The 18,837-nt window shown below is 42.1% G+C and carries 24 protein-coding genes; 18 read left to right on the top strand and 6 right to left on the bottom strand.

Features of this window, described 5'->3' with window-relative positions; genetic code table 11:
- Window positions 1-133 precede the first annotated feature (133 nt).
- The 6 genes from BSQ33_RS19410 to imm45 all read left to right on the top strand — a co-directional run bounded on the left by BSQ33_RS19410 (window position 134) and on the right by imm45 (window position 4,021).
- Entirely contained in the window at window positions 134-1,387 is a 1,254-nt protein-coding gene (locus tag BSQ33_RS19410) for a hypothetical protein (RefSeq protein WP_088134994.1), read from the top strand.
- On the top strand, window positions 1,388-1,855 hold the full coding sequence (locus tag BSQ33_RS19405) for a hypothetical protein (RefSeq protein ID WP_088134993.1): 468 nt from the start codon (window positions 1,388-1,390) through the stop codon (window positions 1,853-1,855). It abuts the gene before it with no gap.
- Between the two features lie 192 nt (window positions 1,856-2,047).
- Window positions 2,048-2,560 carry a hypothetical protein gene (locus BSQ33_RS19400; protein WP_088134992.1) on the top strand — a complete coding sequence of 171 codons (513 nt, stop codon included), beginning with the start codon at window positions 2,048-2,050 and terminating at the stop codon, window positions 2,558-2,560.
- A gap of 57 nt (window positions 2,561-2,617) precedes the next feature.
- A complete protein-coding gene (locus BSQ33_RS19395) occupies window positions 2,618-3,118 on the top strand; it encodes a hypothetical protein (protein ID WP_088134991.1) in 501 nt (166 codons plus the stop codon).
- Between the two features lie 77 nt (window positions 3,119-3,195).
- On the top strand, window positions 3,196-3,453 hold the full coding sequence (locus tag BSQ33_RS19390; RefSeq protein WP_088134990.1) for a hypothetical protein: 258 nt from the start codon (window positions 3,196-3,198) through the stop codon (window positions 3,451-3,453).
- 262 nt (window positions 3,454-3,715) lie between these two features.
- Complete coding sequence (imm45, locus tag BSQ33_RS19385) at window positions 3,716-4,021, top strand: Imm45 family immunity protein (protein ID WP_198298199.1); 306 nt, start codon at window positions 3,716-3,718, stop codon at window positions 4,019-4,021.
- Window positions 4,022-4,204: 183 nt separating this feature from the next.
- Here the strand turns inward: imm45 and BSQ33_RS19380 are convergent, their stop codons facing one another.
- Window positions 4,205-4,660 carry a HEPN domain-containing protein gene (locus tag BSQ33_RS19380; RefSeq protein WP_157721450.1) on the bottom strand — a complete coding sequence of 152 codons (456 nt, stop codon included), beginning with the start codon at window positions 4,658-4,660 and terminating at the stop codon, window positions 4,205-4,207.
- An 83-nt stretch (window positions 4,661-4,743) separates the two neighbouring features.
- On the opposite strand from BSQ33_RS19380, the gene BSQ33_RS19375 reads away from it, so the two are divergent.
- The 5 genes from BSQ33_RS19375 (at window position 4,744) to BSQ33_RS19355 (ending at window position 8,263) form a co-directional block, all read left to right on the top strand.
- Window positions 4,744-5,337: a colicin D domain-containing protein gene (locus tag BSQ33_RS19375; RefSeq protein WP_198298198.1), complete on the top strand. Its 594-nt coding sequence runs from the start codon at window positions 4,744-4,746 to the stop codon at window positions 5,335-5,337.
- Entirely contained in the window at window positions 5,334-5,603 is a 270-nt protein-coding gene (locus BSQ33_RS19370) for a colicin immunity domain-containing protein (protein ID WP_021021966.1), read from the top strand. Before BSQ33_RS19375 ends, BSQ33_RS19370 begins: the two co-directional genes overlap by 4 nt.
- A 337-nt stretch (window positions 5,604-5,940) precedes the next feature.
- Window positions 5,941-6,411, top strand: coding sequence for a POTRA domain-containing protein (locus tag BSQ33_RS19365; RefSeq protein WP_088134988.1), 471 nt, complete (start codon window positions 5,941-5,943; stop codon window positions 6,409-6,411).
- 57 nt (window positions 6,412-6,468) lie between these two features.
- Window positions 6,469-7,641: a tetratricopeptide repeat protein gene (locus BSQ33_RS19360; RefSeq protein WP_088134987.1), complete on the top strand. Its 1,173-nt coding sequence runs from the start codon at window positions 6,469-6,471 to the stop codon at window positions 7,639-7,641.
- A 64-nt stretch (window positions 7,642-7,705) separates the two neighbouring features.
- Entirely contained in the window at window positions 7,706-8,263 is a 558-nt protein-coding gene (locus BSQ33_RS19355) for a hypothetical protein (RefSeq protein WP_088134986.1), read from the top strand.
- Between the two features lie 52 nt (window positions 8,264-8,315).
- Here BSQ33_RS19355 and BSQ33_RS19350 read toward each other — a convergent pair whose 3' ends face one another.
- The gene (locus BSQ33_RS19350; protein WP_088134985.1) at window positions 8,316-8,564 is read right to left on the bottom strand and encodes a HEPN domain-containing protein; all 249 of its coding nucleotides are present in this window, start codon (window positions 8,562-8,564) and stop codon (window positions 8,316-8,318) included.
- Between the two features lie 56 nt (window positions 8,565-8,620).
- Here BSQ33_RS19350 and BSQ33_RS19345 point away from each other — a divergent pair, with 56 nt between their 5' ends.
- Window positions 8,621-8,920: a hypothetical protein gene (locus BSQ33_RS19345; protein ID WP_232471993.1), complete on the top strand. Its 300-nt coding sequence runs from the start codon at window positions 8,621-8,623 to the stop codon at window positions 8,918-8,920.
- Between the two features lie 10 nt (window positions 8,921-8,930).
- Entirely contained in the window at window positions 8,931-9,458 is a 528-nt protein-coding gene (locus BSQ33_RS19340; RefSeq protein ID WP_021021972.1) for a hypothetical protein, read from the top strand.
- Here BSQ33_RS19340 and BSQ33_RS19335 read toward each other — a convergent pair.
- Window positions 9,455-10,051, bottom strand: coding sequence for a DUF4291 domain-containing protein (locus BSQ33_RS19335; RefSeq protein ID WP_198298197.1), 597 nt, complete (start codon window positions 10,049-10,051; stop codon window positions 9,455-9,457). The genes BSQ33_RS19340 and BSQ33_RS19335 overlap by 4 nt on opposite strands.
- 11 nt (window positions 10,052-10,062) lie before the next feature.
- The gene (locus tag BSQ33_RS19330; protein WP_088134983.1) at window positions 10,063-10,938 is read right to left on the bottom strand and encodes a HEPN domain-containing protein; all 876 of its coding nucleotides are present in this window, start codon (window positions 10,936-10,938) and stop codon (window positions 10,063-10,065) included.
- Between the two features lie 491 nt (window positions 10,939-11,429).
- Here BSQ33_RS19330 and BSQ33_RS19325 point away from each other — a divergent pair, with 491 nt between their 5' ends.
- The 3 genes from BSQ33_RS19325 to BSQ33_RS19315 all read left to right on the top strand — a co-directional run bounded on the left by BSQ33_RS19325 (window position 11,430) and on the right by BSQ33_RS19315 (window position 14,334).
- Window positions 11,430-11,804 carry a hypothetical protein gene (locus BSQ33_RS19325; RefSeq protein ID WP_021021969.1) on the top strand — a complete coding sequence of 125 codons (375 nt, stop codon included), beginning with the start codon at window positions 11,430-11,432 and terminating at the stop codon, window positions 11,802-11,804.
- A 383-nt stretch (window positions 11,805-12,187) separates the two neighbouring features.
- Window positions 12,188-13,945: a hypothetical protein gene (locus BSQ33_RS21880; protein WP_088134982.1), complete on the top strand. Its 1,758-nt coding sequence runs from the start codon at window positions 12,188-12,190 to the stop codon at window positions 13,943-13,945.
- Window positions 13,942-14,334 (top strand): hypothetical protein, encoded by a 393-nt coding sequence (locus BSQ33_RS19315; protein ID WP_088134981.1) that lies wholly within the window; start codon window positions 13,942-13,944, stop codon window positions 14,332-14,334. Before BSQ33_RS21880 ends, BSQ33_RS19315 begins: the two co-directional genes overlap by 4 nt.
- Here BSQ33_RS19315 and BSQ33_RS19310 read toward each other — a convergent pair.
- Together BSQ33_RS19310 and BSQ33_RS19305 are read right to left on the bottom strand one after the other, a co-directional pair.
- Window positions 14,319-14,879 (bottom strand): RNA 2'-phosphotransferase, encoded by a 561-nt coding sequence (locus BSQ33_RS19310; RefSeq protein WP_088134980.1) that lies wholly within the window; start codon window positions 14,877-14,879, stop codon window positions 14,319-14,321. The genes BSQ33_RS19315 and BSQ33_RS19310 overlap by 16 nt on opposite strands.
- 30 nt (window positions 14,880-14,909) lie before the next feature.
- A complete protein-coding gene (locus tag BSQ33_RS19305) occupies window positions 14,910-15,788 on the bottom strand; it encodes a HEPN domain-containing protein (RefSeq protein ID WP_157721449.1) in 879 nt (292 codons plus the stop codon).
- Between the two features lie 992 nt (window positions 15,789-16,780).
- On the opposite strand from BSQ33_RS19305, the gene BSQ33_RS19300 reads away from it, so the two are divergent.
- Window positions 16,781-18,514, top strand: a complete 1,734-nt coding sequence (locus BSQ33_RS19300) for a hypothetical protein (RefSeq protein WP_088134978.1) — start codon at window positions 16,781-16,783, stop codon at window positions 18,512-18,514.
- A gap of 13 nt (window positions 18,515-18,527) precedes the next feature.
- Entirely contained in the window at window positions 18,528-18,782 is a 255-nt protein-coding gene (locus BSQ33_RS19295; RefSeq protein WP_088134977.1) for a hypothetical protein, read from the top strand.
- Window positions 18,783-18,837 lie beyond the last annotated feature (55 nt).

Raw genomic sequence — 18,837 nt, 5'->3', positions numbered from 1 at the left:
TGCACCTCACTCTCCAGATATGCCAATTCTTCCACGGTAATCTCATAATGCTCCGAATAGCGGGCTTCGATATAGGCGCGTTGCAGGCGACGGAAGCAGCGGCGGTGGAATTTGTTGTCGAGCGGGAAAATGGTTGCAAATTCAGCATCTGACTTATTCGGCTATGCAGGCATTGGGTTATGACCCTGCAGGATATGAGAACAAGATTATTGCGAAAGACGATGATGCTCGCAAAGGTTTCCATTCAGAAGAGACCCAAAAATCTTATATCAATGATCAGAATGCCAATAATACCGAAGAGTTAGTTCTCATTGCCGGACATGAGATGAGTCATGCGGTTGATGATAAAACAGGAGATGTGAATCGATATTCTGAGCAGGATCGGGAAATCTATGCAAACAATATCGGAGAAGACTTCACGGACTATACAGACACAGCACTGGGTGTGACTGGGAACGGCAGCATGGCGAGTCGTAATAGCCATGTGGGTAATACAGGAAGTACCGTGGTCGGTAACAATCAGGCGTATAAGCGATTAGATAAGAGTCAGGGCGACAATTTAATACCGTTAGTGATACCCGCTGCAGTAGCAATCACTTCTATTACTGCGGCTGCAATTGCTGATCCTAAAATGCAACAAGTTACCCAACAAGCGTTAACGGATGCAATGGCGGGAGCGAAAGAAGTCGGCAACGGTATTTTAAATTTCTTTGAGCCGGATGCTCAGTACACAGATGAAGAGCTTGATATTGCGGCCAAAGCCTATCTTCAGATGCAGGAATACAGAGATTCGAGTACTGAAACGGGCGATTGGGTCGAGATGGATAACCTGATGCAACAGGTTAGTGCGGAAGTTGTTGCGCGAGCACACACGATGAGCGCCCAGAATAAAGAGATTGCGGAAACGATTCCGATGCCGAGCGGTAGTGAAATTGTGGAAGGGACATCCACAGTTTTGACCAATCCTGTCGGAGAAAGCATTGACGCATCATCGGTGACAGTAGCAGACAAAGATCAGGGAATGTGGACGACGGAAACCCCGGCAGATCATGGTGTGGATGTTCCGTTGGTTGTTACGGTGGAGAATAGTAGTGGGGATGAAGTAAAGTATGCTCCTACAGATAAGCATCGAAAAGGTGGTTGGGGAACTGAAATGGATCTTGATGATAACATAGCTCAAGATGTCTTAAACAACTCAATTCAAGGTGGCAAACAGCGATATGGCTATTATGACGGTAAGCTTTATGAATTCCAAGCAGATAATCAAGGTGGGTGGCATGGTTATCCAATTAAAGGAACAGAAGCTCCTCCGTCAGTGTTAAAAGAATTAAGAGATAGCGGAGAGTTTTCAAATGCAGAATATAAAAAATTAATAAAAGGAAAATAAATGTATAAATTCAATATTGATATTAAACCAGCGAATGAAATCGATGAATTAGGGCGATTAAAATATCTTATTATGAAACTGGTTATAGCTGGTAAAACAGTTGAATTGGTCTCATTGGTTCTAGAAAATATAGAACAACTTAGTTGGTTTATAGAAAATGAGGAAGCTATAAGATATACAAGATGTCCTTTGGATATTGAAAATTCTTGTTCCATTGCTGAAGGTATTAACCTTTTATACGACAAACTAGACTATGATTCAGATGTTCTGGATAAGTTATATATGTTTAGATCTCAACATGCACTTAGATTTGCATTTCGAGGGCAGGATATACCTGATATATTTATTGCATTGAACAATGATCAGTATGAGGTTTCTTGTTCAGATGAAAATTGTAAATGTCATTACGTGGTTGATATAGATAGTCTATTTCATGAAGTGAGAAAATTAATTGAGTACAATAAATAGAATTTAGCAAGTGAAAAAATAAATGGGACATATATGGTCACTCCGTCAGAGTCAATCAATGTTGATGGTTAAAAATAGAAGAAAATGTCACCGGAAAATTTTTCACTGTTGGAAGATGCATGTAGTAGAATTAAATGTGCTTCTAATGAACAATATGATGATTTCTTAAAAAATTAACTGGATGAATAGATTATGTCTTATATAAATCCTTTATTATCTTTACTGGGACTGCCTAAAAGCGATACTACATTATCTGTAGAATTGGAAAAAAAAGATATTGTTATTTCTAATGAGTTGGTTTTGGGAGATGATGAATATCGAGCATATATAGAGCGACCTAATTATGGGTTTTGTCTGATTTTTACAGATGAATCCTATTTTTTAGGAAATAGTGGGGTAGCTATTGGCGAGGGGGAGCTATTCTATTCTGGTGTGTTTTTTCATTCAGAAGGTAAAGATGACTATAAAGAATATAAAGAAGATTTGCCTTTTAATTTGTCATTTTTAGATACAAGAGACGATGTATTGAATAAGTTAGGTAGGCAATCATGGCAGCGCTTAGCAAAAGATGGGGTAAGAGTGATATCTGACCGTTGGGATGATTTGGCAGAAGTCCCGTATCGTTTAAGTGTGACTTATGATAAAGAATCGGGAAGAGTCAGCATTATTTCTGCTAGTATTCCTGATCAACCTTTAAACGGATAGGCTGTACTAGTGTCAGCATCCATTGCTGAGCAGTTTGATTTGAACCCTGTATAAGCGATGACAGCGCTGGTCAAAACAGCGAATGGTCAGTCCGCGAAAGGCGCATATGCGGCAGGGAAGGTGCTCATTAATGATGCTACACATTATCATCTTGAAGATATTGCTAACACCATCGGCCATGAAACCCAACATTATCTGGATGATGCTCAAAGTACCGGTACACATAATGACGCCTATGAGGCGAACCGGGAAAAGGCATCGATAATCTGTCGGGGAAATTCTGGCGGTTCAGTGGCCGGAGCTTCTTCAACGGAGAGCGGTCCGCTGTTACTGGAATATAAACCGGGCGTTGCAGATAAGTCCAAGTTGCCGGTGGTGACTGCCGAGATACCGAGTGTGAATCGTGGTAGTTTGGTAAGTGCTGGTTCTTCTTCATTGGTGGCAGAGGGTGAAGGAACTGGTCGTCCTATATACGAATATCAATTTAATGGTCAAACGCACCGTACGGCAATTACTGTCGGAAATAACGGTTTTATTGTAGGGGCTAATCCGCAATGACATCCATATCTAGAAAAATAAAGCTAATGGCAGATTATGAGTGTTAGTGCTTATGGGAGGTAAATCCATCGGAGGGTATGCCGTATAACATTGACCCCAAAACATTGCCATTATCGAAGGAATTACTAAATAGGCTTTCAGCTTGGGAAGATAAATTTGATGCTACATTGGTGCGCGATAATCCCATTGATTCTGGGTTTAAGACGAAAAAAGAAGCGATTTTATTTAATGATGAAGGTTGGAAGTTATTTGATACCTTGAAAAATGAAATGCCGATGGTGGAGTTCTATTATTTCGATAATGAACTTTCTGAGCTTTTAAAAGAAAAGCCATGACAGGTGTAGTGGTCAACGAGAATTGGCCACGGTTTTAGAATTTTCCCAATACAGTGGTTTAGACTCATTGGGTGTCAACCCATTATTATATTGATCTGGCCTTAGTTAAGACTATTCATCACTCAAAAATAGCGAGGACACTCGCCCGAAGTTAGATCATAAAACTGTACCATTTTTGCTACAACAGGAGTTGGGTAATGTATGAGAAAAAATTTGTGGTTTGTTAAGGTGTGTGTCCTTGTAAGAATTTAAAGGTAAAATAATGATTAAGCTAGTAGACAGTCCAACGGAACAAATCTATAGGGGAAGCGTTTTAAGGTTTCCAGCTACTCATCCTTATGAAAAGTTCGTAGACTTTATGGTATTTGAACAACATCAGGATAACACTAGAGGGATGGGACTAATGGTGACTTCAGGTTATAAAGCTGGTCTCATTTCTATTGTTTTACCTTCAGAATCTGGAAAGACATCAGTAGATAAAGCATGGCTGATTGCCAATTGGAACAAATGGGTTTATCCAGATTGTAATGTAGAAGATGTTTATCTTATTGATTGCTATAAGATTTAATAAATAATATGAGAAAGAATAAGCAAGATATGCACCTCAAGGAATGAATTCAGGGGAGCAGGTCAAAACTAAGCTAGCTCTCGAGAGACTGTTCATTATCCTGTGTCACGCCCATGTTTATAAATCCAGATATGGGGTGAGTTGGCCGTCAAAGTGGATGCAGAGCTGAGACCACGTCAGGTTTCAGCTCTGCATCCACCCCAAACAAACCCGTTCCACCAACCCTTTCAGCTTTTGCACCTCACCCTCCAGATATGCCAATTCTTCCACGGTAATCTCATAATGCTCCGAATAGCGGGCTTCGATATAGGCGCGTTGCAGGCGGCGGAAGCAGCGGCGGTGGAATTTGTTGTCGAGTGGGAAAATGGTTGCAAATTCAGCATCGATTTGGGCGCATAGTTTGCCCAGTTTTTCGATGTTGTGGGACTTGGGTAAATAATTGGTGCAGGTGAGTAGGGTACAGGCGAATAAATGTTCACTTGCTTGATGGAGTAAAAACGCAGCTTTTTTCAACCAATGGTTTTGCATCGTCACTTGGTGTAAAGCAATAAACTGAACTGCACTTTCAAACCACTGCTCATAATGCTTACGGGCAATTTCTTGCTTTTCTGCTTCGGTTAAATCCCCCGGCTCGGCCAATGGTTTGGGTGTGGCGGCAAACAGTTCAATCCCTTCTTCGCGGATATCTTTGAAGAAATAATGCCCTTGCTGTGGCCCTGCGGATGATGGGCAAAAATGAAGAAGCTCAGCAGGTGGGAGCGAAGCATGTTGGTGAGATGCTGACCAATATCGTGTTAGGTCTGGGCGGAGAAGCGGCCGCGACCAAAGCCGTTGAAGCGATAGGCAAGGTCACAAAGACAGTCAAGGGTGCGCTTCCGGTGATTGATAACACGTCATTACCGAAATATACCGGAGGCAATGGGTCAGCGGTTGTTGAGGGTGAATTTGCCGGGCAGTCAAGTGCGCAGGGGGGGATTGGGAAGACAGTTGGTGATAATCGTGATAGTTTAGCAAACTTTACCGAGAAGCAATTGGCTAAGAAATTCAAACATGCTTCAGACTTTGGAGTTAACACGACTAAAAAGAACCCTCAGACTCTTGCAGAATTTCAAAATGCAATTACGAGTCACCTTGATGATGCTACAACTGTACAGAAAGGAACGTATGGTTTTGTGAATGATTCAAAGGTATTTTTTAATCCTAATACAAATAATGTGGTTGTTTTGGATAGTGTTGGTGATTTTGTTACTGGCTTTAAGCTATCACCAGGTACTCCGCAGTTTGAAAACTTCATGAATAATGGTTTGTTACGATGAGTATTACAGTTTTGGCATTAGCAAGAGCATTCTCTGCCGAGAGGTTGACGGCAGATGAGTTTTCAAACGCATATATGGAATTATGGAAATTCGAGCGCGATAGTAATCTTCTGCAGGAGGATGAAAGCAGTTTAAGCGAGTGTCTTTCAAGTATTTTTTGTATAACCGATTTATATAATCCCAAATTTGATCGTGAAGAATATGAACTCGATGAGGAACAGCTTCGGGTTAAAGTGGCTGAACTTATCGAGAAATTTAAACTATAGAATAAGAAAATAAGCAGGACACACACATTCAAGGAATGGATTTACTTATGGCGTGTGTCCTCGTAATTTTATGTTTAACTGACCTGATGGATTTATATTATATTACCAAATATGAATCTTGATTCGCATAACTCTTTTATACAGTAAGTGTGTCTCCTTAAAATCTTATATTTGAGAAAGCAAAAAATATAAGTTTTCAACATTTTTTTATAAAATTTTGAATTAGAATTGAGAATTTTATTGCTGTTGATGTTTTTGTAACCTAAAATTCGTCCCCAATTAAGAAAAACAATAAATCCCTTTCCTGGGATGATATTAATGCTAGGTTGTTCCCTGAATGAGAAAACGTAATTTTCAGCGCTTTGTGCTGTCCGGATTTTTATTTCTTTCTTTTTATACTTACAGTGATACCGGCGCTGTCCCGGTTTCCCCTGCGACTCAGGCTAGTATTGAGCAGGAGCAGGAGCAGGAGCAGGAGCAGCGCCAGCGTCTGCAGGATGTTGAAAATTCAAAACAATCTGTTCAGCAACTGAGTGAGCTGCCAACCCTGCCCGCACCACAGGCGTCTGCTCAGGCGCAGCAGTGTTTCCCTGTCCGCAATATTACTTTTACCGGAAATACCTTATTCCCCCAGGAACAACTGCTGGCATTGAGTCATTTTAAACCGGGCTGTCAGGGTTTGGCAGAGATTAATGAATATCTGCGTTTAATTACTAACGAATATGTGGCTGCAGGATATGTGACTTCCTGGGCTTATTTAGTGCCTCAGGATTGCCGTAGTGGAAATGGTGAAACCTGTCAGGGTTAGGGACATCTTTCATATGATTTTTGGTATAAGTGGTCAATTTTAGAATTAAGGTGATTTATGTTAAAGATATTAAAGCCGTTTTATATTGTTTGTGTGATTTTATGGCTTACTGCCTGTGCCTCTCAGACAGTACTTGAAAAGTATAAGAAAAAAGCAGATCAAGGAGATCCGAAGAGTCAGCTGATGGTTGGAGATGAATATTATTTTGGTTCAAAAACACAACCTGTAAATAAAGAGCTTGGAGTTAAATATTATACACTTTCTGCTGAGGGTGGGAATTCTGATGCTGCATTCAATTTAGGACGAATTTATGAAAAAGAAGGTAAGAACGAGAAAGCAGTTCATTACTATAAATTATCTGCTGATGCAGGTAATTTAAAAGCGCAAGATAATCTTGGTATTATGTACCAATATGGAAGAGGCGTACCTAAAGACATAAAAAAGGCAGAGTCGCTTTATCGACAAGCTTTGGAAAATGGTAGTGAATACAGCCAGCTTAACTTGGCAATTCTATATAAAGATACTCAACGAATAGATAAGTCTATTGAAGAGTTTAAAACTATTGCTACTTCTCCAGAAACATCAGTTATAACAAAACGGCATAAGAAAGCTATCGCATTTAATCTTATGAATTTATATCTCTCACAAAAAGATGACAGGAATGCTTATATTTGGGGGGCTGTTTCAGTATTATCTGGCTACTTTGATTCCGAAAATGAAAATATTGAAAAAGAGATAGAACAATATGAGACTTTAGCCAATCAATTAACTGATGAAGAGAAAAATGAGTTAGCAAAAGATGTCATGTTGATCGAGTACAAGGTGTTCCAACAATTTGACTCTATGATTAAAAAAAGAGAAAACTATCGACTAAGTGATGGACTAATTCGCTTGTCTGGAGATGAGACCCTTAAATTTGTTGTTGATTCGGTGATGTTAAATAAAAAATTGCATGTCGCTCTCAGTTATTATAAAGATAAAACCGATGATAATTCTAGGATTAATTATGCTATAGGTAAATTGAAAATGGCAGCGTACAATATTTCTATTGGTGCTATTTACATGAATTATTATTATGCACTCAAAGGTATTGAAGAGGCAATTGATATTTTAAATAAATATGATAGAAGTAATATTTCACATATAAAACGAAGTAGTGCAATTAAGCTTGATATTGTGCGGCGTGTTTGGAATTATCAAGAAAAATTATATAAAAATTTAAATGGATAAAAGTTATTTTTGGTTATCAGTTGACTAATTTTCTATGTTGAACTTATTATTAGGTGTTTAAATTATGCTAAGAAGTTTATTAATCTGTACCTGTATTTTATTCTTTGCTGGTTGTTCCAGTCACTCAATGTATAACTATTATGTTGAGCCAGTCCCCATCACAAAAGGTGTTACCAAATATAAGCTGGGAACTGTCAAAGTTAATTTAACTTTAGGACATGGTGCGATTGAGGGGGATGAGACTTTTGCTTCAGAAGAGGTCTTGAATCAGGAATTTTTCGATGATATCCAAAAATATATGCAAGAGCAGGGAATACTGGCAGCATCAGAAAATCAGGAATCACCTACAGTTGATATTACCATTGATTATAAGCGGACATTTAATATTGGTGGAAAAGCTTTAAGAAAACCAGAGATTTCTCATCATGTTGTTGTATCTCAGAATGGAAAAAAATTAGCAGATTTTGGTATGAGTCACTATACGACCAAATATGCTTATTTCGAAGAAGCAGCAGTTGACTTTAAAATTTTATCTTTCTTATGGGATGAGAAAGATGAGCCTAAGGATGTCGATTTAGCCTCTCAACTGATGATTAAAGAACTCGCTGGATTGGGCAAGTAAACGGTAGCAATTCAATGATATCCCAAGCTGGAACCATCAGGTTCCAGCCCTTTCACCCAATCCGCCCCAAACAAACCCGTTCCACCAATTCTTTCAGCTTTTGCACCTCACCCTCCAGATATGCCAATTCTTCCACGGTAATCTCATAATGCTCCGAATAGCGGGCTTCGATATAGGCGCGTTGCAGGCGACGGAAGCAGCGGCGGTGGAATTTGTTGTCGAGCGGGAAAATGGTTGCAAATTCGGCATCGATTTGGGCGCATAGTTTGCCCAGTTTTTCGATGTAAAATAGCGAGGACACTCGCCCAGAGTTAGATCATAAAACTGTACCATTTTTGCTACAACAGGAGTTGGGTAATGTATGAGAAAAATTTGTGGTTTGTTAAGGTGTGTGTCCTTGTAAGAATTCTATATTTCCAAATCTTGAGACCAGGTTCTGAGATAACTTCCTTTGATATCCCTAAATGGATGGATGATTTCATTGAGGAAAGTGCCATTCCTCAAGTGAACTATAAATCTAACCCATTGAGTCAGGGCGGTTTAGCTCCAAAAATTGTAGACCCTACAACTCCTGGACGCTCATATGAATTACCATCAATTTGGACACAATGGCTTGAAGAAACGGCAGTCAAAGGATCAGGAAAAGTTATTAAATAGGTATATTTAAATGAGCGATATAGAAGATCAAAAAGTTGTAGTAGTAGTTCGTTTTAAAGGAAAAATTTTTTGGTTTAGGAGTGATCGTGATTTATGGGTTCTCGATGTCAATAAGTGGCGTGATGAGTTTATAGCACATGGTTATGAAGTACCTGAGTTCCAAGACGATTATCGATTTGGGATTCGTTCAGTTAATCAAGAAACTGCCCAACAGTTTCTTGATAGCATGTTTGAGTTTGAAGTTCAGCGTGATGAATTGAGTATTGAGTTAGCGAATAGATTTACTACTGCAAGATCATGGTGGGATGTTTCAGATTTATTTCCAATAATGTTCGTAAATTTTGATGACTGCAAGGTTGCAGGGTTTTATCCAGATGGCACCCCGATGGAACGCTATATTCCAGATGGCTGGGAAGGTGAATTTATCGACTTTGCGAATGATTATCCCGAAGAAGTTTTTCCAACTTCCGAAAAGTTTTGGGTTCAAGGTGAGTCTGATCTATTGAAGCTATTGAATGAAAAAGGTGCCAGCAATTAAGTGTTCAAGTGCTTAAAGATATCGTCTGCAACCTCGTAGGGTTCTTCAACAGGCAGCAGCTGTTCAGCGGCTGCCTGTTCTCCTTTCTCAACCAGTGCATGGATCTCAGTCGCCAGATCAGTCACTTCAGTAATCTGCTGTATCCACTCATTCACATAAAGCGGTACAGCCTCATTAGAGAGTCCGATCTGAATAGCTCGATGCTCTAGCGGCTGTAAATACAAGTCCCGTTCCGGATCCCATTGAATGCGAATCGGCGTGGCTTTTTTTATTTTTAGCCACTCATCTCTGTCTTTATATTTTTGAGCGTCATGGCTGAGTAAACTGTTTTCTAAGGCCCATTCAAAACCTCCTCGTGTAATATCAATTGCGAGTATCCGATTTTGACCAGCATCTTTCTGCCCCCAACCAGAGCGGTACATCATCCAGAGGAAAGAGGGTTTAATCCAAGTCATGCGTTCCATCTTGAATGGTGGTGATTTGAATGTACCGTGTTCAAGGGCTGAATCAGCAATTGCATCATTGTAAGCTTGGTAGACTCGAATAGTTTTATCGTCATAGACAGCTCGGATTTGTCGAATTGGAATAGTCATATTTTTTATCATCACCCAACCCTTTCCAAACAAACCCGTTCCACCAATCCTTTCAGCTTCTGCACTTCACCCTCCAGATATGCCAATTCTTCCACGGTAATCTCGTAATGCTCCGAATAGCGGGCTTCGATATAGGCGCGTTGCAGGCGACGGAAGCAGCGGCGGTGGAATTTGTTGTCGAGCGGGAAAATGGTTGCAAATTCAGCATCGATTTGGGCGCATAGTTTGCCCAGTTTTTCGATGTTGTGGGACTTGGGTAAATAATTGGTGCAGGTGAGTAGGGTACAGGCGAATAAATGTTCACTTGCTTGATGGAGTAAAAACGCAGCTTTTTTCAACCAATGGTTTTGCATCGTCACTTGGTGTAAAGCAATAAACTGAACTGCACTTTCAAACCACTGCTCATAATGCTTACGGGCAATTTCTTGCTTTTCTGCTTCGGTTAAGTCCCCCGGCTCGGCCAATGGTTTGGGTGTGGCGGCAAACAGCTCAATCCCTTCTTCGCGGATATCTTTGAAGAAATAATGCCCTTGCTGTAGCCGTTCGTTCACTTCCTGCAAATCATGGACAATCAATCCCAGCGGTGCGGAAGTGACTTTACGGTCGATCTGCTCTTTGGCGCGTTGCCAGACCACATCTTCCTCAACCAGAGCGGCTTTGTTCACAATCACCAGAATATCGTAATCGCTGATATAACCATTGACCGGATCGTTGACCCAACTGCCTTTGGCATGGCTGCCGAACAGGATGATTTTTAAGATGCGAAACTCGCTTTTACTCGCTGTTTTGCCCTGAAGATACTCGTCCAGCGTATCGCGCAGAATGGTCGATATGGTGGCAAGCTCCTGTTGTTTGGATTCGGGCAAATGGTCGAGGGATGTTTTCATAAAGCGATATTCGGTCTGTGTGGATTGAATAGCGCATAGGATAAAAGAAGTGAGTAGCGAAAAACACTGTTTGTCATGGTTTTAGTGGGGTTGCCTAGGGAAATGCGACGAGGTTCGGTTTTATTGATTTGTCTGGTGATTCTTGTCGCCTTTGGCTTCGAGGCATGACGCACAATTCCGTTTTTCGATTTCAGAGGCATCGGTGTGCTGTGCGCCTGTTCATCTTTCAGAGATGAAAGACGAACCAGAAAATCTTTTGTTTGACGGCGTCGCGTGTTGTCCAGAACCAGCTTTTACGGGCGTCCTGCCCGGAAAAGCCTAACCATTCTTCCATGAATGGTTTTCTTGGTCGGGTGGTTTTCCCAAACCACGGAATTACAATTTATCTTCCCAGCCTCCGGCACCGAAATATGACGCACTTTAAGGTGTGTGTCCTGATAAGCTAGAGAAAAATATCCAAATATTCAGTTAAATATTTTTACGGTGGTTGAATGAATAACAGAAATAAAAGATTAACCTATAGAGACGCTTTGACTATAGCAGAAGGTTTGTTCTCTTCTGCTTTAAATGAGTTTCAATTTAGCGCAGGGCAAGCTTGGGCATTTACTTTAGATGAACTGGATTCAGTTAAAAATAAGACAGATCCTAAAGGAAACATTATTGTACTAACTGCAATTTATAAGTTGGCGTTGGTTAACAATGTTGAGTTATCTAAATCCGACGACTATACGAATGATATGTTGCTTGAGTTAAAAGAGTCGTACCAGCAATTTGATGAGTGCATCTTTGACGACCTTAATATGAGTACAGAGGAAAGATTGTTTTTGAAGTCAGATATGCAGTTGGTTTCTAACAAGTATCTATAGATAGAGACGGTTCTATTTCATATCGAGAGACTGTTCATTATTCTGTGTCACGCCCATTTTTATAAATCCAGGTATGGGGTGAGTTGGCCGTCAAAGTGGATACTGAGCTGAGACAGCGTCAGGTTTCAGCTCTGCCCCCGCCCCAAACAAACCCGTTCCACCAATCCTTTCAGCTTCTGCACTTCACCCTCCAGATATGCCAATTCTTCCACGGTGATCTCTTAATGCTCCGAATAGCGGGCTTCGATATAAGCGCGTTGCAGGCGGCGGAAGCAGCGGCGGTGGAATTTGTTGTCGAGCGGGAAAATCGTTGCTGCGTATCGAGGACACACACAACAGTGGCGATACCGAGCGTCTGAACCGGGATATCACACCTGTACTCAGTGGATCGTCAGCAGGGCAACGTTGATGTCACGCTTGACCATCGGTTGCTGAGTGAGACCGGGCGTGCACAAATCAAGGAAGACTTTAAACGCAATGCAATCACTGGCACTGCGATTGCCGATACGGTAACGAAAAAGAGCGTAGGCTTATTGAGTGATGACGACAGTGGTGTCAGCAGCCTGCGGGAGCATGTGGGACAGAAACAAGGGTTCTTTACCGCAGCAAAAACATTTGTGACAAGCGATGACAATCAGGCGTATGTCGAGACGCTCAATAACCCGACTGCAACCCCAGCGCAAAAGGAGACGGCTTATCAGGCACTGTCAGCATCCATTGCTGAGCAGTTTGGTTTGAACCCAGCACAAGTGATGACAGCACTGGTTAAAACAGCGAATGGTCAGTCCGCGAAAGGCGCATATGCGGCAGGGAAGGTGCTCATTAATGATGCTGCACATTACCGTCTTGAAGATATTGTCAACACCATCGGCCATGAAACCCAACATTATCTGGACGATGCTCAAAGTACCGGTACACATAATGATGCCTATAAGGCGAATCGGGAAGAGTATGCCGACACGATGGGTGAAGCCACTGAAGATTATGTTGGTTTCAACTTCGCCAATACAGGGCGTGGCGATTTCGGTGGCTGGAATTTACAGCGAGGCACCAATCATAGTGATTTAGTCCGGGAAAATACACAAACGGCAGCGCCATTATTGCGAGACCCGACGATTGATTATCGTCAGCCGAATGCTGATGAGCGAACTGCGATTCTGGCACTTGCCGGGAATGATAAGCGCCGTCAGCAAGAGCTGAAAGAGGCCGCCTGTGCCTTGACGCATTGCTCTGCGGAATATGCAGTCGGCACAGAAAAATATAATGAAATGAAAGCCCTTGAAGAGGCTGGAGCCAGCAATCCGGAAGCACAGGAAGTGTTGTTGAAATATAGCTTCCTGAAAGTTGCCGACAATATGAACATGGCAACGGTGGTGGACAAATCATTTGGCTACACCAACAGCGATGCGCGGACGGATCGGTATCAAGCGGGTATGGATCAAGGGACTGAGAATAGTCTGAAAGCATTCAATGAGGCCTACGGAACCAATATCACTAAAGAGCAGTTTGAGTCAGGGGTCGGTTTCTTGAGTGGTCTTGCCGCTGGATTAGGTGCGGCGAAAGGTGGCAGTACGCTGGGTACAACTGATGGCTCAGTTGTTTCTAAAGTTGCTGATGATGTGCAGTCACCGAAAAAATATGGCAGTAATGGCTCTTATGTGGCCGAGGGAGAATTTGCCGGACAGTCGAGTGCGCAGGGGGTGATTGAGACGACTATTGATAGCCCTATTGCTACTCTTAATGCAAGTGAAGTTCGTTTTTCTCAGAATTCCGTGTCTTTTAATAAAAAAGATCGCATTACGGGAGAGAGATATACATATAAGGATTTGGTTTCCAGTATGAGTGAAAAAGGATGGCAAGGTGACCCTGTTGATGTTATTCAGATGCCAGATGGAAAACTCACCAGTATGGATAACACTCGTATAAGAGCAGCGAGAGAAGCTGGAATTGAAGTTGAGGCTAATGTGAGAGATTTCAATGAACCGTTGACTCAAGAAATTCAGAAGGCTAGGGGCTGGGAAGATTATAAAACATGGGGTGAGGCTATCTTGGCAAGAATAAATAAACAGTCTGGAGGATTCTCCAAATATGACCCTTATGGTTCAAATTCAGAACCTAAATTATCGGGAGTGAAAAAATGAAGATTTATCTTTTTGAAGGTAATGAATTACCTGATGATTTCCAATATCCAAATGATTTTTTAAAGTTTGTTTCATCTTATGATGAAAAGATGATAAAACCATGGCGGATTTTAGGGGAATCTAAATCTGAGCTTATATTTTTTCGTACATCAATGAATGAAATATATACTGATAAGCCTTTAATTCCATTTGCTCGTCTAGAGGATAGTGCCAATGGTGATTTAGCTTGCTTTGATGGCAGTGATATTTCAGGAAACCCTCGGATATTTTTTCATGTTTATTGTTATCAAGGTGAGCTTCCTAGCTGGGATAAACGCTATAGCCTGGATAATTTTAATTGTTGGCTTGAGGAAGCTCAAGAAGAAGCAAGCTTTTATGATGATGTGTAGTTTATAAACTTCGATGGCACATAACTCGTTAACCAAACACCATTTTCGGAAACATTGAATTCAAAGCCCTGCTCATGCATGAGTTGGGCTTTAATTTCTAAAATAACAGGTTTACCGTACCGCTGGCCAACAGTGACAGCTGTCTCTTTATCTGTAGATAAATGAACATGCTGGCGTTGCTGTGGTTTTAATCCTTGCTCGATAATACTGTCTAAAAATCGAGTCGCTGTACCGTGGTATAAAAATTCTGGTGGGACAGAAGGTTGTAGTTGTAAATCGACACGAATTGAATGTCCTTGGTTGGCTCGAATATGTTGACCATCTTCAGACATAATGAAACGTTTTTTATCATTGGTATCTACAACTTCTTGAATTAAGTCCCTATCAATATTCTCTATTTCGTTCGAAGTAGAAGCTTTATGAATCAGCTCGTCAATATTAGCCCAGCCATGAGGGTCAAGTGTTAGACCAATCGTTTCTGGTTTATGACGTAGTACAAGGCTTAAAAATTTACTGATATGTTTAAGTTGATTTTGGGAAGTCATATATTTTATTTTCTCTATTACATACTTAAGTTAGTTAATTATTCGTTTTAAACAAACCCGCTCCACCAATCCTTTCAGCTTTTGCACCTCACCCTCCAAATAAGTCAGTTCTTCCACGGTAATCTCATAATGTTCCGAATAGCGGGCTTCGATATAGGCGCGTTGCAGGCGGCGGAAGCAGCGGCGGTGGAATTTGTTGTCGAGCGGGAAAATGGTTGCAAATTCAGCATCGATTTGGGCACATAGTTTCCCCAGTTTTTCGATATTGTGGGATTTAGGTAAATAATTGGTGCAGGTGAGTAGGGTACAGGCGAAAAAACGTTCCGTCGATTGATGTAGGAGAAAAGCTGATTGCTTCAACCATTGCCTCTTCATTCCATCTTGAAAGAATACAAAGAGCTGTTCTGCACTTTCAAACCACTGTTCATAATGCTTACGGGCAATTCCCTGCTTTTCTGCTTCGGTTAAGTCCCCCGGCTCTGCCAATGGTTTGGGTGTGGCGGCAAACAGCTCAATCCCTTCTTCGCGGATATCTTTGAAGAAATAATGCCCTTGCTGTAGCCGTTCGTTCACTTCCTGCAAATCATGGACGATCAATCCCAGCGGTGCGGAAGTGACTTTACGGTCGATCTGCTCTTTGGCGCGTTGCCAGACCACATCTTCCTCAACCAGAGCGGCTTTGTTCACAATCACCAGAATATCGTAATCGCTGATATAACCATTGACCGGATCGTTGACCCAACTGCCTTTGGCATGGCTGCCGAACAGGATGATTTTTAGGATGCGAAACTCGCTTTTACTCGCTGTTTTACCCTGAAGATAGTCGTCCAGCGTATCGCGCAGAATGGTTGAAATGTTCTGAAGCTCTTGCTGTTTGGATTCGGGCAAATGGTCGAGAGATGTTTTCATAAAGCGATATTCGGTCTGTGTGGATTGAATCGCCATAGGATAAAAGAAGCGAGCGGCAAAAAACACTGTTTGTCATGGTTTTAGATGGGTTGCCTAGGGAAATGCGACGGGGTTCGGTTTTATTGGTTTGTCTGGTGATTCTTGTCGCCTTTGGCTTCGAGGCATGACGCACAATTCCGTTTTTCGATTTCAGAGGCATCGGTGTGCTGTGCGCCTGTTCATCTTTCAGAGATGAAAGACGAACCAGAAAATCTTTTTTTGTTGGGCTTGGTCGTGCGTTGTCCAGAACCAGCTTTTACGGGCGTCCTGCCCGGAAAAGCCTAACCATTCATCCGTGAATGGTTTTCTTGGTTTGGTGGCTGATTTGAATTGAGAGAAATATTTTTAAAGCCAAATTGAGCGATGCTCTCAGGGTGAAAAATCATGGAAGATTTTTCAGGATTGCTTGAGCAGGATGCGAATCAATCCGACCCTGATTACACGCGCTGAACTCAAACTCAAGGCACTTTTGGGGACTTTTGCTGCTGGGCAAAAGTCTCTGGGGCGCTGTCGAAAATGCCATTGAAATTGATGAATGTGATTGCGTCCCAAACACCTGCACAAAAGTTTTATTTGCCTAGCCTCCGGCTTCTAAATTTGACGCACAATTCCGTTTTTCGGTTTCAGTGGCATCGGTGTGCTGTGCGCCTGTTCATCTTTCAGAGATGAAAGACGAACCAGAAAATCTTTTTTGTTGGGCTTGGTCGTGCGTTGTCCAGAACCGGCTTTACGGGCGTCCTGCCCGGAAAAGCTTAATCATTCTTCCATGAATGATTTTCTTGGTTGGGTGGTTGATTTTAATAAAGTAAAACACTGAATAAATGAAGCTAAATTGATCGATGATCTCAGGGTAAAATTCAGGGATGAATTTTAAGATTTTCGTGAGCAGGAGCGAATAAAAGCGTCCCTGATTACACGCGCTGAACTCAAACTCAAGGCACTTTTGGGGACTTTTGCTGCTGGGCAAAAGTCTCTGGGACGCTGTCGAAAATGCCATTGAAATTGATGAATGTTATTGCGTCCCAAACCACAGCATCATTAATACGGCCATTGGTCAGGAGCTGGGACGCCAGAAGGATGTTCAGAGTGGAATCAGCGATTCGGCAGACCGGACTTCGATGAACGAAGCGATGGGTGAACAGTATGCCCGGCGTCTGGGACAGTTGTACAGCAGTGACAACTATTCGAGCTATTCAGAGACGTTTGCCAGCAGCCTACAAAACAGTTCGATAGTGGCGCAGGGCACCGCATCGGCCAATCAGGTAGGTGATGCGAATGTGGTGTATCGTCAGTTACACCCGAAAGAGGTGGCTGCGATTCACTCGCTGTCAGACCAACTGGCGCAGAAGACCGGGATGTCGAGTGACAAGGCTGAAAAACTTTTAGCACAAGTTGCCGCAGGCCGGGTGGATGAGAAATGGTCTGAAGTCTACCAACTGGATGATGCCAGTACTGCCGATGATGTTGCGGCGGCAAACGCGCTGTTGGATGGGTTTGCTGAAGCGCAGGGTAAAGAGCTGCTCAAAGATGATGATGTGGTGGCGAACTGGTTCAGCGAAGACCCTGAGTCGGATGTGTACAAGGATACCAGTCTGTTCAGTGAAAACCTGACCAGTGGGGTTGAGGTCAACAATCCGGGCGGTTATCCGCAGAGTGAGGCTGCCGGACCGGTGGCACGCAATCCAGAATATCTGAACTTCTACAAGCAGAACCTTGAAGTTGCGGTGGCAGATACCTATCAGGGCAAGCTGACGGCAGAGCAGCTATCCGCGATGAAAGCGGGCGCGACCCAAAGCCTCGATGACATGGTTGATGCCGTGAAACAGTTACCGGAAGTTGCAGCGTTTGCGGCTTCACACCCGGTATTATTTGGCAAAGCGATGGCGAAAGCATATACGCAGATGCTGACGGATAACCAGCGGGATACGGGTGAGATGCTGACCAATATCGCGTTAGGTCTGGGCGGAGAAGCGGCCGCGACCAAAGCCGTTGAAGCGATTGGCAAGGTCACAAAGACAGTCAAGGGTGCGCTTCCGGTGATTGATAATACGTCATTACCGAAATATACCGGAGGCAACGGGTCAGGTGTGGCACCAACTCATAACAGGAACCTTTCTGATGTTGACACTGAATTTGGGGTATTACCACTAAATTCTACAATTTCAAACCGTATTGATTTTGGTAACTATGTATCAGACAACAAACTGACATTTAAAGATGGATGGAGTGTTGATAGGGTCTATGATGAAATAGTTAATATTCCTCACGGGAGTCGTCCTGCCCCTACAACTTATTTAACAGATGCTCAAATAGAGGCCCACTTATCAACTTTTGACGAAGGAGCTATTCGATTTACATCGAGAGAGAAAGTTGAACAGTATGGAACAGCTGGGACATCAGAAGCATTTGTCTTGCCTAAAAAAGAATTTGATCGGATTGTGAAAGATTCTAATGGTAATTTACGTTCGATTGAGAAAAAACTTGGATTAGATCAAGGTTACTTAGGAAATGGGGACACAATGGCTGTGTACATTAAGCCAGAAGATATTAAAAATATTCATATACCATCAGGCAATGAAGCTGGTGCCAATGGTCAATGGATTCCTGGTGGATACACAAATGGAGGTGTCCCAGAAGCTATAATTGATCTCTCAGACTCTCCTTTTACTGAAATTTCAATAAAATGAAGGATATTATATTATGAAAAATTCACGTTACATTGAGGTAGGGAAAACCTTTGACCCTAAGGAGCATAAACGTTCGGTCTCTGTCTCTGATGATGAAGTTATTGGTAATTATTGGAGAGTTTGGAATGATGGAGGTAAATATTTTTATGAGTATGACACAGGGCATTTCGCTACCAAATTTGATGTGGTTCAGATTTCGGAAGATGATTTTTTGCTGATTAAATCTGGAAAATTAGATGTAGAGAGCCTACATCGGAAATACACATAGATATTATGGAGACTGTTCATTATTCTGTGCCACGTCCATATTTATAAATCTAGAT

It is taken from the genome of Vibrio gazogenes, assembly GCF_002196515.1.
Classification (GTDB): Bacteria; Pseudomonadota; Gammaproteobacteria; order Enterobacterales; family Vibrionaceae; genus Vibrio; species Vibrio gazogenes_A.
Note: the sequence above shows the minus strand (reverse complement) of the source record. Positions and strands in the feature narration are given on the sequence as shown.